This window comes from Kribbella sp. NBC_01484, assembly GCF_036227145.1.
Lineage (GTDB): Bacteria > Actinomycetota > Actinomycetes > Propionibacteriales > Kribbellaceae > Kribbella.
Genome location: NZ_CP109437.1, coordinates 7,427,160 through 7,440,898, shown reverse-complemented (window position 1 = coordinate 7,440,898; position 13,739 = coordinate 7,427,160). Strand labels below are relative to the sequence as shown.

Below are 13,739 nucleotides of genomic sequence, written 5' to 3'. Positions count from 1 at the left end.
CAATTGCGTCATGAGCTTCCCCGACCACTGGGACGACGGCACCGATCCGGCCAGTCCCGACCATCAGGTCCATTGGTACGACGAGCGCACGGTGATCATCCGGCAGGCGCTCCGGACCAACTTCGAAGGACCGTTCCTGTACCTCCTGCTCGGCACCGAGCGCGCCCTGCTGCTCGACACGGGCACGGGTCACGTGCAGCTCCGCCCACTGGTCGAGAGCCTGCTGAGCGGACAGGAGCTGATCGTCGCGCACACCCACGCGCACGGCGACCACGTCGGTGGGGACGCCGAGTTCGACAGCGTCGTCGGCCGCTCACCGGAGGAGGTGGCGGCGTACTTCGGGATCACGGACTGGCCGAACGACGTGGTCCAGCTCGATCTCGGCGACCGGGTCCTCGACATCATCCCGATCCCGGGGCACCACGCCTCGCACGTCGCGGTCTACGACCGGGCGACGCGGCTGCTGATCAGTGGCGACTCCCTGTACCCCGGTCGACTGTACGTCTTCGACTGGCCGGCGTTCCGGGCGAGTGTGCGGCGGCTGGCCGACTTCGTTGCCGCGGGCAATCCCGTCGAGTGGATCGCCGGCGCGCACATCGAGCTGACCGACCGGCCCGGCGAGGACTACGAGATGGGGGCCGACCGGCACCCCGGCGAACACGAGTTGCCGCTCGATCCCGCCGTGCTGACCGAGCTCGCCGACGTGCTCGAGGAGGCGGGACCGGAGCCGGTCCGGGTCGTCCGCGACCACTTCATCGTCTACCCGGTCTGATCCACCACGCGATTGCGCCACCCATGGATGGGCACCTTCGGGCAGACTGAGGCCATGCTGTAGCGGGAGCCACCAGGGGAGGCCGAAATGGGTGAGGAAGTCGACCGGGTCGAGTTCACCCGGGCGGACCGGACCGCGTTCCGCAATCAAGTGCATCGCAATCTGGACGCCTTCGCGCGGATGCTGCGCGAGAACCGGTTCGCCCCCGAGCGGCCGATGACCGGGATCGAGATCGAGCTGAACCTGGTCGACGAGCAGTGCGACCCGGCGTTCAAGAACGGCGAGGTGCTGAGCGCGATCGAGGACGACGCGTTCCAGACCGAGCTCGGCCAGTTCAACATCGAGATCAACGTGCCACCCGGGCAGATCGACGGCATCGGCCTGGACACGATGGAGTCCAGCATCCGCGAGAGCCTGAACGCGGCCGAGGAGAAGGCGGCCCGGACCGGGTCGTCGATGGTTGTCGTCGGTATCCTGCCGACACTGCTGACCGAGCACATCCATCGCGAGGCACTGAGCACGAACCCGCGGTATGCCTTGCTCAACGACCAGATCTTCGCCGCGCGGGGCGAGGACGTGCAGATCTCCATCGACGGGATCGAGCGGCTGCAGGTGACCGCCGACAGCATCGTGCCCGAGGCAGCCTGTACGTCGACGCAGTTCCATCTGCAGGTGACACCCGAGGCGTTCCCGCGGTACTGGAACGCCGCGCAGGCGATCTCCGGCGTCCAGCTCGCCGTCGGCGCGAACTCGCCGTTCCTGTTCGGTAAGGAGCTATTGCGGGAAACGCGCATCGCGTTGTTCGAGCAGGCCGCCGACACCCGGACGCACGAACTGAAGACCCAGGGCGTGCGGCCGCGGGTGTGGTTCGGTGAACGCTGGATCACCTCGATCTTCGACCTGTTCGAGGAGAACTCCCGCTACTACCCGGCGCTGCTCCCGGTGACGTCGGACGAGGATCCGATCGCCGTCCTCGATCGCGGCGACACACCGGCCCTTTCGGAGTTGCGGCTGCACAACGGGACGATCTATCGCTGGAACCGGCCCGTGTACGACGTTGTCCGGGAAAAGCCGCATCTGCGGGTGGAGAATCGGGTGCTGCCGGCCGGGCCGACGGTCGTCGACACGATCGCGAACGGCGCCTTCTACTTCGGCCTGGTGCGGGCCCTTGCCGACAGCGAACGGCCGATCTGGTCGCAGATGTCGTTCAGCGCGGCCGAGGAGAACTTCCACGAAGCGGCCAGGAACGGGATCGACGCGGAGGTGTTTTGGCCGGGTATCGGTACGGTGCGTGCGACCGAGCTGGTGCTCAGACGCCTGCTGCCGTTGGCATCCCGGGGACTCGAGGCCTGGGGCGTCGACACCGCCGTACGGGATCGGCTGCTCGGAATCATCGAGCAGCGCTGCCTGACCCACCGCAACGGTGCGTCGTGGCAGGCCGACGAATTCCATCGACTGTATACACAGGGATCGCACGGGCGGCGGGATGCGTTGCGCGGAATGCTGCGCCGCTACCGCGATCACATGCACGAGAACACGCCAGTTCATGAGTGGCCGGTGGACTGAACCGGTTAGTTATTTACGACAACGTTGGACAAGGGAACGCGCGCCTCGCTCCGCCCGGCGCGGGTGCAGCCGCGGAACCGGGGTCCCTCCGGCGGAACCGTGCCGAGCTCCGGCGACCTTGCCCAAGGCAACTGGGTGGACGAGTTCGATAACGACCCGGACTACAGGGGTGGCGCGTTGGGTGACAGCCCTGCAAAGGTGTGGCCACCGGAAGGTTAGAGAGTTTCGTCGCGGGTAGTACTCGGGCACCGGCGTGGCTGCCACCACGGTGGTCCAGCCGGTGGTGGAGTACTACCCGCGTAACGATCAGCCATCCGTCACGGCCGCGACACAGCTGGTGTAAATGCAGCGGATGCCGACCACGGTCGGGAGCAGTATCGTTCGGAACGGGTCGACACGACACCCGGAGGTGAGGCAGGGCGATGACGACCATCGTCGTGGGTTACGTGCCGAAGGCGGAGGGCCGTGCGGCCCTTCGGCGGGCGGCGGAAGAAGCAACGCTTCGGGACGCCAAACTGGTGGTGGTGAACTCGCACCGGGGTGGACGCAGCTTCGACAGCGATGAGGCCGCGGCGAGTGATGCCGCGCTGACGGAGGTACGGGAACAGCTCGACGCGACCGGCGTGCCCTACGAGGTGCGGCAGTTGGTGCGTGGACTCGATCCGGCGGAGGACCTGGTGGCCGTCGCCGAGCAGGTGCACGCGGAGTTCATCGTGATCGGCCTGCGCCGCCGATCTCCCGTCGGCAAACTCATCCTCGGCAGTAACGCCCAGCGGGTGCTGCTCGATGCTCCGTGTCCGGTGCTGGCCGTGAAGGCCGAGGAAGGGGAGGACTGAGGTGACTTCGACACGCAGCAAGAAGCTGTGCCTCGCACAGCAGCCCGACGCCGACGAGATGCTGAGCAGAGATCCGTTCGCCCTGCTGGTGGGGATGTTGCTGGACCAGCAGATCCCGATGGAGCGCGCGTTCGCGGGCCCGGTCGCGATCGCGCAGCGGATGGACGGACCGTTCGACCCGGCCACGGTCGCGCACTACGACCCGGACGCGTTCGTCGAGGTGGTAGCCGGTCCGCCGGCCGTGCACCGGTTCCCGACCGCGATGGCCGCCCGGATCCAGACCCTGGCCAAACACCTCGACGAGGAGTACGGCGGTAACGCTTCGGGGCTCTGGTCCGATGTCAAGTCCGGGGACGACCTGCTGGCCAGGCTGTCGGCCCTGCCGGGGTTCGGCGCGCAGAAGGCGAAGATCTTCGTCGCGCTGCTCGGCAAGCAACTCAAGGTCCGCCCGCGCGGGTGGCGCGAGGCGTCCGAGCCGTACGGCGAGGACGGCGCGTACAAGTCCGTCGCGGACGTGATCGACGTCGCGTCGCTGGTTCGGGTGCGGCAGTTCAAGCAGGAACAACAGGTGGTCCGGCAGCGGGTCGTGGCCCGGCCGCTGCGGCAGACCCGCAACGGGTGACGGCAGACGATATCGAACGTTGACGCGATCAGGCCTCCATCCGGGCGGGAACGCCCGTACGGTGGAGGCCTGCGCATGTCCTTCGGGGGGTCGCGCGGCGCCTGGGCTTGGTTCGCGGATTACAATGTAGTGTTGCCGCCGCCTGACCAGCGAGCAGCGCACACACAGTCATACCCAGAACGTGTCACCACCAGCAGCATCACAACGTCGTACCGCCGTACAAACCCTGCGTCAGACGAGAGGTAATTCGTGTCGTCCAGCTCGTCCGAGAATCTTCCCGCCGAGTCAGCCCGGGCCGTGGCCGCCACCGCCCGCAGCACGGCTCCGAGGACCAGCGCCCGAGTGACCGAGCCCGCTGCCAAGAAGGCGGCCGTGAAGAAGGCCGCGGCCAAGTCTGCCGCCAGCATCAAGGAGGACGGTATCCCCGCCGCGAAGAAGGCCGCCGCCAAGAAGGCGCCGGCGAAGAAGGCCGCAGTTTCCGAGGCGGGTCTGGCGATCGACCCGAAGACCGGCAAGCCCCGCTCGCTGGACGAGGTGGACGAGGCGGACTTCAGCCCCGACGCGGTCAAGCCGCTGGAGAAGGAGCTCACCGAGGACGAGGGCTTCGTCGTCTCCGAGGCCGACGAGACCGACGAGCCCGAGCAGCAGGTGATGGTCGCCGGTGCCACCGCGGACCCGGTCAAGGACTACCTGAAGCAGATCGGCAAGGTCCCGCTGCTGAACGCCGAGCAGGAGGTCGAGCTCGCCAAGCGGATCGAGGCCGGCCTGTTCGCCGAGGAGCAGATCGGCGACGAGGCGAACAAGCTGAAGGAGAAGGTCCGCGACGAGTACGAGTGGATCTCCGAGGACGGGCGCCGGGCGAAGAACCACCTGCTCGAGGCCAACCTGCGCCTGGTGGTGTCGTTGGCCAAGCGCTACACCGGCCGCGGCATGCTGTTCCTGGATCTGATCCAGGAGGGCAACCTCGGTCTGATCCGCGCGGTGGAGAAGTTCGACTACACCAAGGGCTACAAGTTCTCGACGTACGCCACCTGGTGGATCCGGCAGGCGATCACCCGCGCGATGGCCGACCAGGCCCGGACCATCCGGATCCCGGTGCACATGGTCGAGGTCATCAACAAGCTGGCCCGGGTCCAGCGGCAGATGCTGCAGGACCTCGGTCGCGAACCCACTCCGGAAGAGCTCGCCAAGGAGCTCGACATGACCCCGGAGAAGGTCATCGAGGTGCAGAAGTACGGCCGTGAGCCGATCTCGCTGCACACCCCACTCGGTGAGGACGGCGACTCCGAGTTCGGCGACCTGATCGAGGACTCCGAGGCGATCGTGCCGGCCGAGGCGGTGTCGTTCACGCTGCTGCAGGAGCAACTGCACGCCGTCCTGGACACGCTGTCCGAGCGCGAGGCCGGCGTGGTCTCGATGCGCTTCGGCCTGACCGACGGCCAGCCGAAGACGCTGGACGAGATCGGCAAGGTGTACGGCGTGACCCGCGAGCGGATCCGGCAGATCGAGTCGAAGACGATGTCGAAGCTGCGCCACCCGTCGCGTTCGCAGGTCCTCCGGGACTACCTGGACTGATGACAGTGGGTCAGGCGATCGCCGGCGTACTCGCGCTGGTGATGCCTGCCTACGATTCGGCAACCTTGGCCGCCGCCGTGCTCACGGCGGCGGCCATGCTGTTCACGCTTCTTCTCGTCGCGCGCACCTCGGCGCCCCCGGCCGCTCCGCTGCTCGCGCGGGCGACCTCGGTCCGCGATCGTGCGGAGCAGACCGTTTTCCTCCGACTGTGTGATCCGGACGACGCCGGGCGGCCTCGTCCACGAGCACCGGGACGGTAGCGCTCTACCTCGCTACCCGTTCCTTCTCACTCGTGGAGTTGTGCTGTGCCTTCGTTCCTGGAGGCACCGGTCGCCGGTGCCTATCACGTGCTCACGTCCCTCGTCACCGCCATCGAACCGCTCGCCGGCAGCTACGCCGCCGTGATCGCGATCGTCGTCTGTACCCTCGCCGTACGCCTGTGTCTCGTTCCGCTCAGCCTGCGGGCCCATCGCGGGTTGCGCGCCCGCGCGGAGCTGATGCCTGCGTTGAAGAAGCTCAGTGACCGCCACCGTGGCGATCCGGAGCGGCTGCAACGCGAGCTCGCCAAGCTCCAGGCGGAGTCGGGTACGTCGCTGTTCGCCGGGTTCCTGCCCACGCTCGCGCAGATGCCGTTCTTCTGGCTGATGTACACGCTGTTCTCCCGTGCGGTGGTGGCGGGGGAGTCGAACCAGTTGATCAGCGGCAGCCTCCTCGGCGCGCCGCTCGGCCTGCACTGGCCGGTCCTCACCGGGACCCCGGCGTTCCTCGTTCTCGCCGTCCTGCTGGCGGTCGTCGCCTGGTTCTCGGCGCGCCTCGCCCTGCGGCAACTCGACGAGACGGCCACGCCACTGTCCCGCCGGGTGGCCCGCCTGCTGCCGTACGGCACCCTGCTCAGCGCGGCCTTCCTGCCCTTGGCCGCCGGCCTGTACCTGCTCACCACGACCGCCTGGACCGTCGCCGAACGCACCATTCTGCAACGCTGACAGTTGCCTGGAGCAACTATCTGTTGCGATCCATCGCATCATTCTGCTACCGTCTTTAATAAAGCCGGTTGCATAAACGCGATGGAGGGCGATGGATCCCGTACGGTCGGCGAACCAAGTCGCCTGTCTGCGCTTCCTGGCCGATTCCGACGAAGCGCAAACGGTCGGAGTCATCAGCGCGGAGACCGGACTGTCGCGACCCACGGTGCACGCCGTCCTCGACGATCTGCTCGAGGCCGGTCTGGTCGTGTCCACGGACCCGGCGACCGTGGGTCCGGGCCGGCCCGCGCGTGCCTTTCAGTTCGCCCGGGAGACAGGGCTGGTGGCCGGCGTCGATCTTGGCCCGCGCGGGGCTCGAGCCGTCATCTGTGACCTGTCCGGCCGCCGGGTCGGCTACACCGAACTGCAGCGGGACCGGCGGGCCGGTGTCTCCCTGATCCAGCGCGCGATCGACGCCGCGGCGGAGCAGGGCGCGGTCGACGCCGGACGACTTCGTGCGGTCGGCTTGGCGCTGCCCGGTGTGATCGAGGCGAACGGTCACCTGCGCGCCAGTCTCGCGTTGCCCGAGCTGGTCGGCCTCCCGATCGTGGAGACCGTGTCGCAGGACCTGGGCCTTCCGGTTGCCATCGACAACGACATCAAGCTGGCGGCGCTCGCCGAGCAGCGCGGCGGTGCGGGGCGCGGGTACTCCGACGTGGTCTACCTCCAGATAGGTCATCGGCTGTCCGTGTCGATCGTCCTGAACGGAGTCATCCGGCAAGGACGCCATCGGCTCGCCGGGGAGCTCGGAGCGCAGCGCGGCATGCGCTGGACGCGGAACGCGCAGCGCGGGCAGTTGATCTGGACCTCTCACCCGAGCGGCGAAGCGGTGCTGAGCGCGGCTGCCGCCGGCGACGCGGCCGCCCAGGCGGAGATCGCGGACTTCTGCGCGCAGATCGCCGGCCGGATCGCCACCGTGTTGCTGGTCGTCGATCCAGAAGTCGTGGTCGTGCGGGGCTGGCTGGCGCAGGACAGTGACGCGCTGCTTCGTCCGCTCGAGGCCGCGGTCGAGAAGGAGTTGCTCTTCCCCGAGCGCCCACCGTTCGTCGCCTCGGCCCTGGGGCGTGAGGCCGTGGTGCTCGGGGCGGTCGGCACCGCGTTCGACCAGTTCAGTTCAGACATCTATGGGATTCACGGCTACCCGAGTCCGTGGAGCCGGATCACTCACGACGTGGAGAGGACCAGCACGTGAAGCTAGGAGTCAGCTCGTACTGCTTCCGAGGGCTCATGAACAGCGGCGAGATGGACCTGATCGGGGTCCTGGATTGGGTCGCGTCATCACCTGCCGGGCATCTGGAGATCGCCGCGATGGACGGCGAGTACTACCTGGAGAACGACGGCGTCGTCCGCGACGCGGCCAAGCACTCCGACGATGTCGGCGTACCGATCGTGAACTACCTCGTCAGCGGCGACCTGCGGACGGCGGAGGACAAGGAGATCGACCGCCTCCGCCGGCAACTGGATGTCGCGCACCGTTTCGGCGCTCGCGTCTTCCGGCACGACGTCGCCCCGTGGGCATGGCGTGAACAGGACCCGGGGGAGTTCGAGTCGACGTTCGAGCGGGTCGTGGAAGGTTGCCGTGCCGTCGCCGACCATGCCGCGGAACTGGGCATCGTCTCGACGATCGAGAACCACGGCTTCTTCATGAACGGCAGCGATCGGCTGGCCCGGCTCGTGTACGCCGTGGACCGCCCGAACTTCCGGGTCACGCTCGACCTCGGCAACGGCCTGTGCGTCGGCGAGGTGCCCGGCAAGACCGCCGCCGGACTGATCGACCTCGCGGCCTCCGTGGGCGTGAAGGACTTCCACATCCGCCGGTCGGCGGGCGACGGCTGGCTCAGGACGCTGGCCGGGGACTACCTGCTCGGCACGATCTCGGGGCACGGAGATCTCGACCTGGCGGGCCTGCTCGCCCTGGTCGCCACCAAGCCCGACGTACCGGTGAGCCTCGAGTTCGAGGGTCTGGAGTCGACTCCGGACGCCATCGAGCGCTCGCTCAACAACATCCTCCGACTGGCGGGAGCTGCCTGACATGACGACCCGAATTGCTGTCATCGGTGTGGGCGCCATCGCGACCCAGCACCTGATCTCGTACCAGAAGAACCCGCAGGCCGAGCTGGTGGCCGTCTGTGACATCGACCGGACGCGAGCGAAGGCCCGAGCCGACGAGTTCGGCGTACCGCGGGCAACCGATGTCGTCGACGAGGTCCTGGCCGACCCCGGTGTCGACGCCGTCAGCATCTGCGTGCCGAACCTTCTGCACGCCAAGATCGCGGAAGCGGCGCTGCGGGCCGGCAAGGACGTGCTGGTCGAGAAGCCGATGTCCGTGACGGTCGCCGAGGCGGAGTCGCTGGTCCGGGCGACGCAGGAGACCGGTCAGGCCCTGCAGATCGGCTACGTACGGCGCTTCGCCCCGAATGCCCTGGTCACGAAGCGTTTCCTGGACGAGGGCGAGTTCGGCGACATCTACGCCGCGCGGGCCACGATCATCCGGGCCGCCGGCAACCCCGGTGGATGGTTCGGCGACGTCGACATCTCCGGTGGCGGCCCGCTGATCGACCTGGGTGTGCACATCATCGACCTGTGCTGGTACCTGATGGGCATGCCGACCCCGGTCTCGGTGTCGGGGGCGACGTTCTCGCCACTCGGTGCCCGGGACAACATCCAGCACCTGACCCGGTACCGGGCCGCGTCCGAGACGCGGGTCAACAACGTCGAGGACTACGCGACGGCGCAGGTCCGCTTCGAGAACGGGGCGGTTCTCGACGTGGACACGTCGTACTCGCTGCACGCGCGGAACTCGACGAGTGTGAAGATCCACGGCGACAAGGGCGGCGCGGAGATCGAGCCGGAGCTGCTGATGGTCACCGAGCGGCACGACACCCTGTTGCACGTCCAGCCGCAGATCGACTCGCTCGGGTTCGACTTCGCGGTCGGGTTCGCCAACCAGATCGACAACTTCCTGAAGATCTGCCGCCGGGAGATCCCGGCCGACGCGACGGCGGAGCAAGGCCTCGAGATGGCGCGCATCCTGTCGGCGATCTACGAGTCCGCCCGGATCGGATCCGAGGTGAAGATCACTCGGTGACCGGGTCCGGCTTCCGTCGGGTGGTCGTGGCGGCCTCGGTCGAGGCGTTGCCGATCACGTATCCGAGCACTGTCTTGGAGGCGTGGTCGGCTTCGGCCGGTTCGAAGCCGGCGGTCAGGTAGAGGCCGAGCAGCTCGTCCGAAGACGCGCAGCAGGTTCGGGCCGAGTTAGTTCATGCCGGCCCTTGAACGATGTGCAGGACTTGATCACCGTTCAATATCAGCTGATCAGGGCAGCGGTGAGGGAGTCGGCGTTCTTCTCGAGCCAGACCTGGCGATGCTTGATCGTGTCGCCGACTCCCTCACTCCACATCCGCTGCCATCCGCCGCCGAGGGTCTCCGCGCGGTACTTCATCAGGTGCCAGCCCCGCTCACCCAGTCCGATGGCCAGGCCGATCAACCGCTTGCGGTCCGCCAGGGACAGGTCGTAGGCATCAGCGATCAGCCGGCACCGCCGGGCGCGGTCCAGTCCGCGCATGGCCGGGTCGAGATCGGCGTCCGCGCCGAACGGCGCCCACCACAGCATCAGGTTGACGACCTCGCGGGCACGGCTGACCGGCCGCGCGAGGTCGAAGTCGATCAAGGCGTACGCGCGGCCGTCGCGGAAGACGACGTTCTCCGGGGTGATGTCCTGATGCCCCACGAGCTCCGCTGGATCGGCGAGGTCCGGAAGCCCCGGCGGCTCGATCGGCGGCGGGAGATCCGTCGGGATCCCGAACCCTTCGACCGCGTCGTCGTACGCGCGGACCAGCCGGGTGACCGAGAGCATCCGGTCCTCGTCGGCGATCCAGACCGGCCACGGGCGGCCGGCCACCTCGCCCTCGATGTAGGACAGCGCGTGACGGCCGGCGGAGTCGACTCCGAGGAATCGCGGTGCACCCTCGAACCCGACCGACTCGAGGTGCAGCAGCACATCCCTGACGAGCTCGGCGCGCTCACCGGGCGGTCGTCGTACCGTGTCGCCGACCCGGACCAGTCCTTCGGTCACGTCGCCGCCGAGCAGGGGAACTTCGTCACCTTCGTCGATCACAGTGGCTCATTCTGCCGGAGGAACGACCTGTTTACCTGGATGACACTGGCGGCGCAGACTCTTGAGACATGAGCACCCCTGATCTGGTCCAAGAGCTTGGCTTCCGTGTCCTCGACGATGAGGACGACGATCCGGTGCTGTTGCGTGCCGACGGTACGCCGGTCGACACCTGGCGCGAGGGCTATCCGTACGGCGAACGGCTGCCGCGCGAGATCTACGACCGGGACAAGCGGCTGCTGCAGATCGAGTTGCTCAAGCTGCAGTACTGGGTGAAGCGGTCGGGGCAGCGGCTGGTGATCGTGTTCGAGGGGCGCGACGCGGCCGGTAAGGGCGGCACGATCAAGCGCTTCATGGAGCACCTGAACCCGCGCGGCGCGAGCATCGTCGCGCTGGAGAAGCCCACCGAGCGCGAGCAGACCCAGTGGTACTTCCAGCGGTACGTCGAGCAACTGCCGGCCGCGAAGGAGATGGTGCTGTTCGACCGGTCCTGGTACAACCGGGCCTGTGTCGAGCGGGTGATGGGGTTCTGCACGAACGACCAGTACGAGGAGTTCCTGCGGCAGGCGCCGGAGTTCGAGCGGATGCTGGTGCGCTCGGGCATCCTGCTGATCAAGCTGTGGTTCTCGGTGTCGCAGGCCGAGCAGCAGACCCGCTTCACGATCCGGCAGATCGACCCGGTGCGGCAGTGGAAGTTGTCGCCGACCGACCTCGCGTCGCTGGACAAGTGGGCCGACTACACCGAGGCCAAGGAGGCGATGTTCCACTACACGGACACGCTGCACGCGCCCTGGACCGTGGTGAAGAGCAACGACAAGAAGCGCGCCCGGCTCGAGGCCATGCGGCACGTGCTCAGCCGCTACGACTACACCGACAAGGACGTCGAACTGGTCGGCAGCCCGGACCCGAAGATCCTCGGCCCGGCCGCCCAGGTCCTCGAGCACGGCGAGTCCGCTACCCGCGCCTTCCCGCCTCTGTGAGCGGCAGGTGGACGGTGAAGGTGGCGCCGCTCGGGGTGGAGTCGGTGACGGTGACGCGGCCGCGGTGGGCGGCGACCAGGGCGGCGACGATGGAGAGGCCTAGTCCGGAGCCGCCGGTGGTGCGGGTGCGGGCCGAGTCGGCGCGGTAGAAGCGCTCGAAGACCTTGGCCTTCTGCTCATCGCTCAGGCCCGGGCCGGTGTCGCTGACCTCGAGGATCGCCTCGTCCCCGCGGGTGCCGACGGAGACAGTGATCGGGGCCTCGAGCGGGGTGTGGTGGAGCGCGTTGCTGACCAGGTTCCCGAGCACCTGACGCAGGCGAGCCTCGTCGCCCTCGACCACCGGCGCTTCGGAGTCCTGCAGGATCTTGAGCGAGATGTTGCGCCCCGGCTGCACGGCCTGGGCGTTGTGCAGCGCGTCGGCGGCGATCGGCAGCAGATCCACCGATTCCATCTTCAGTGGCCGCTGTTGATCGAGCCGCGCGAGCAGTAGCAGGTCGTCGACGAGCAGGCCCATCCGCTTGGCCTCGTCCTCGATCCGCCGCATCGTGTCCGGATCCGTGGTGTCACCGCGCTGCCGGGAAAGCTCCGCGAAGCCACGGATCGAGGTCAACGGCGTCCGCAATTCGTGGGACGCGTCCGCCACGAACCGCCGCATCCGGTCCTCCGACTGGCGGGCCGCTTCCTCCGACTGTCGCGCGGCCTCCTCGGACTCCCGGGCGGTCTCCTCGGAGTGCCGGGCGGCCAGTTCGGACGCGGTCCGCTGCGCGAACGCGGTCTCGATCTGCCCGAGCATCTGGTTGAGCGCGAGCGACAACCGGCCGACCTCGGTCCTGGGATCCCGCTGCGGCACCCGCTGGCTCAGGTCGCCGCCGGCGATCGCGACCGCGGTGTGCTCGACGTCCTCGAGTCCGCGCAGGCTTCGCCGTACGACGTAGGTCCCGATGCCGGCCAGCAACACCAGGAGGATGATGCCGGCGGCCGCCTGGATGCCGACCAGGCGCTGGATCGTGTGGTCGATGTCCTTCAGGCTCTGCGCGACCATCACCGAGCCCGAGCCATTGTCCAGCGGGATGGCGACGACTCGCCACGTCGCGCCGCCGGAGACGGCGTCGACGTTGAAGGACTTCCCGTCGAGCGCCCGCACCTGGTTGAGATTCAGCGTCGGCAGCTTCGGCAGCGGCTCGGTCTCGGCCAGCCGGGCACCGATCGGACCGCCGTCGCTGGTGCCTTCGGAGTCGTTGAACTGGACGACGAACTCACTCGGCAGTGGACGACGGCCCAGCTCGCCGGTGCCGGGTGGCTGCGGGCGCCGGTCCGGCGGGATCCGCTGGACTTGCATCACGGTCTGGTGCAACTGCGCGTCGACACGGTCGACGAGGTAGCCGCGCATGATCGTGGTCGCCACCACGCCGGAGGCGGCAAGAGCAAGCGCCACCAACGTCAGCAGGACGACGACGATGGTGACGCGCAGGGGGTACCGGTCCGCGAAGCGCCGGTGGGTCAGTTGCATCAGTTGGGGCCTCGCGGGGTGCGCAGGACATACCCGACCCCGCGGACGGTGTGGAGCAGCTTCTGGTCGCCGGTGTCGACCTTACGGCGCAGGTAGGACATGTACGACTCGACCACGCCGGCGTCTCCGGCGAAGTCGTAGTTCCAGACCGCGGACAGGATCTGGCCCTTGGACATCACCCGCTCGGCGTTCTCCAGCAGGCAGCGCAGCAGCTTGAACTCGGTCAGCGAGAGCTGGACCGCCTGACCACCCTTGAACACCTCGTAGCTGTCCTCGTTCAGTTCCAGATCGGCATAGCGCAGTACGGCGGCCTCGGTGGTGGTCTGCTCGCGGTGACCCGACCGGCGCAGGAGTGCCCGCACCCGGGCGACCAACTCGTCCAGACTGAACGGCTTGGTGACGTAGTCGTCGCCACCGGTGTGTAGGCCGAGGACCTTGTCCTCGACCGCGTCACGGGCGGTGAGGAACAGCACCGGCACATGCCTGTCCTCACCGCGCAGCCTGCGGACCACTTCGAATCCGTCCAGGCCCGGCATCATCACGTCGAGGACGACCAGGTCGGGCTCCACCTCACGAGCCTTCCGCAGCGCCTCGGCGCCGTGGGTCGCCGTGGTCACGTCGTACCCGGCGAAACGCAGACTCGCGGACAGCAACTCGACGATGTTCGGCTCGTCGTCGACCACCAGCAGATGCGGACTCATGCCCCACAGTCTGCCGCTGGTACCCGTGTGAACCCTGGAGG

The 13,739-nt window shown here is 68.1% G+C and carries 14 protein-coding genes; 11 read left to right on the top strand and 3 right to left on the bottom strand.

The window, feature by feature from the left end; all coding sequences use genetic code 11:
• The first annotated feature begins 10 nt into the window (after nt 1-10).
• The 10 genes from OG555_RS35910 (at nt 11) to OG555_RS35865 (ending at nt 9,481) form a co-directional block, all read left to right on the top strand.
• A complete protein-coding gene (locus OG555_RS35910; protein WP_329477363.1) occupies nt 11-772 on the top strand; it encodes an MBL fold metallo-hydrolase in 762 nt (253 codons plus the stop codon).
• An 87-nt stretch (nt 773-859) separates the two neighbouring features.
• Nucleotides 860-2,338 carry a glutamate--cysteine ligase gene (locus OG555_RS35905; protein ID WP_329477361.1) on the top strand — a complete coding sequence of 493 codons (1,479 nt, stop codon included), beginning with the start codon at nt 860-862 and terminating at the stop codon, nt 2,336-2,338.
• Between the two features lie 422 nt (nt 2,339-2,760).
• On the top strand, nt 2,761-3,174 hold the full coding sequence (locus tag OG555_RS35900) for a universal stress protein (protein WP_329477359.1): 414 nt from the start codon (nt 2,761-2,763) through the stop codon (nt 3,172-3,174).
• Between the two features lies 1 nt (nt 3,175).
• Complete coding sequence (locus OG555_RS35895; protein ID WP_328520927.1) at nt 3,176-3,796, top strand: HhH-GPD-type base excision DNA repair protein; 621 nt, start codon at nt 3,176-3,178, stop codon at nt 3,794-3,796.
• A 249-nt stretch (nt 3,797-4,045) separates the two neighbouring features.
• Entirely contained in the window at nt 4,046-5,371 is a 1,326-nt protein-coding gene (locus OG555_RS35890) for an RNA polymerase sigma factor (RefSeq protein WP_329477357.1), read from the top strand.
• The gene (locus OG555_RS35885) at nt 5,371-5,631 is read left to right on the top strand and encodes a DUF6412 domain-containing protein (RefSeq protein ID WP_329477355.1); all 261 of its coding nucleotides are present in this window, start codon (nt 5,371-5,373) and stop codon (nt 5,629-5,631) included. Before OG555_RS35890 ends, OG555_RS35885 begins: the two co-directional genes overlap by 1 nt.
• Nucleotides 5,632-5,676: 45 nt before the next feature.
• A complete protein-coding gene (locus OG555_RS35880; protein ID WP_329477353.1) occupies nt 5,677-6,354 on the top strand; it encodes a YidC/Oxa1 family membrane protein insertase in 678 nt (225 codons plus the stop codon).
• Between the two features lie 91 nt (nt 6,355-6,445).
• The gene (locus OG555_RS35875) at nt 6,446-7,585 is read left to right on the top strand and encodes an ROK family transcriptional regulator (RefSeq protein ID WP_329477351.1); all 1,140 of its coding nucleotides are present in this window, start codon (nt 6,446-6,448) and stop codon (nt 7,583-7,585) included.
• Nucleotides 7,582-8,424, top strand: coding sequence for a sugar phosphate isomerase/epimerase family protein (locus OG555_RS35870; RefSeq protein ID WP_329477350.1), 843 nt, complete (start codon nt 7,582-7,584; stop codon nt 8,422-8,424). Before OG555_RS35875 ends, OG555_RS35870 begins: the two co-directional genes overlap by 4 nt.
• Before the next feature lies 1 nt (nt 8,425).
• Nucleotides 8,426-9,481 (top strand): Gfo/Idh/MocA family protein, encoded by a 1,056-nt coding sequence (locus OG555_RS35865; RefSeq protein WP_329477348.1) that lies wholly within the window; start codon nt 8,426-8,428, stop codon nt 9,479-9,481.
• Nucleotides 9,482-9,700: 219 nt separating this feature from the next.
• On the opposite strand, the gene OG555_RS35860 is transcribed toward OG555_RS35865, so the two are convergent.
• Nucleotides 9,701-10,510, bottom strand: coding sequence for a phosphotransferase (locus tag OG555_RS35860; RefSeq protein ID WP_329477346.1), 810 nt, complete (start codon nt 10,508-10,510; stop codon nt 9,701-9,703).
• A gap of 68 nt (nt 10,511-10,578) precedes the next feature.
• On the opposite strand from OG555_RS35860, the gene ppk2 reads away from it, so the two are divergent.
• Nucleotides 10,579-11,487 carry a polyphosphate kinase 2 gene (ppk2, locus tag OG555_RS35855; RefSeq protein ID WP_329477344.1) on the top strand — a complete coding sequence of 303 codons (909 nt, stop codon included), beginning with the start codon at nt 10,579-10,581 and terminating at the stop codon, nt 11,485-11,487.
• On the opposite strand, the gene OG555_RS35850 is transcribed toward ppk2, so the two are convergent.
• On the bottom strand, nt 11,462-12,997 hold the full coding sequence (locus OG555_RS35850) for a sensor histidine kinase (protein ID WP_329477342.1): 1,536 nt from the start codon (nt 12,995-12,997) through the stop codon (nt 11,462-11,464). The two genes, ppk2 and OG555_RS35850, sit on opposite strands and share 26 nt — an antisense overlap.
• Nucleotides 12,997-13,698, bottom strand: a complete 702-nt coding sequence (locus OG555_RS35845; RefSeq protein ID WP_328520914.1) for a response regulator transcription factor — start codon at nt 13,696-13,698, stop codon at nt 12,997-12,999. Before OG555_RS35845 ends, OG555_RS35850 begins: the two co-directional genes overlap by 1 nt.
• Nucleotides 13,699-13,739 lie beyond the last annotated feature (41 nt).

Excerpts from the sequence above, each read along its gene's own strand:
- OG555_RS35910 (WP_329477363.1), top strand. The coding sequence starts at position 11 with ATGAGCTTCCCCGACCACTGGGACGACGGCACCGATCCGGCCAGTCCC.
- OG555_RS35905 (WP_329477361.1), top strand. The coding sequence starts at position 860 with ATGGGTGAGGAAGTCGACCGGGTCGAGTTCACCCGGGCGGACCGGACC.
- OG555_RS35900 (WP_329477359.1), top strand. The coding sequence starts at position 2,761 with ATGACGACCATCGTCGTGGGTTACGTGCCGAAGGCGGAGGGCCGTGCG.
- OG555_RS35885 (WP_329477355.1), top strand. The coding sequence starts at position 5,371 with ATGACAGTGGGTCAGGCGATCGCCGGCGTACTCGCGCTGGTGATGCCT.
- OG555_RS35875 (WP_329477351.1), top strand. The coding sequence starts at position 6,446 with ATGGATCCCGTACGGTCGGCGAACCAAGTCGCCTGTCTGCGCTTCCTG.
- OG555_RS35865 (WP_329477348.1), top strand. The coding sequence starts at position 8,426 with ATGACGACCCGAATTGCTGTCATCGGTGTGGGCGCCATCGCGACCCAG.
- ppk2 (WP_329477344.1), top strand. The coding sequence starts at position 10,579 with ATGAGCACCCCTGATCTGGTCCAAGAGCTTGGCTTCCGTGTCCTCGAC.
- OG555_RS35850 (WP_329477342.1), bottom strand. The coding sequence starts at position 12,997 with ATGCAACTGACCCACCGGCGCTTCGCGGACCGGTACCCCCTGCGCGTC.
- OG555_RS35845 (WP_328520914.1), bottom strand. The coding sequence starts at position 13,698 with ATGAGTCCGCATCTGCTGGTGGTCGACGACGAGCCGAACATCGTCGAG.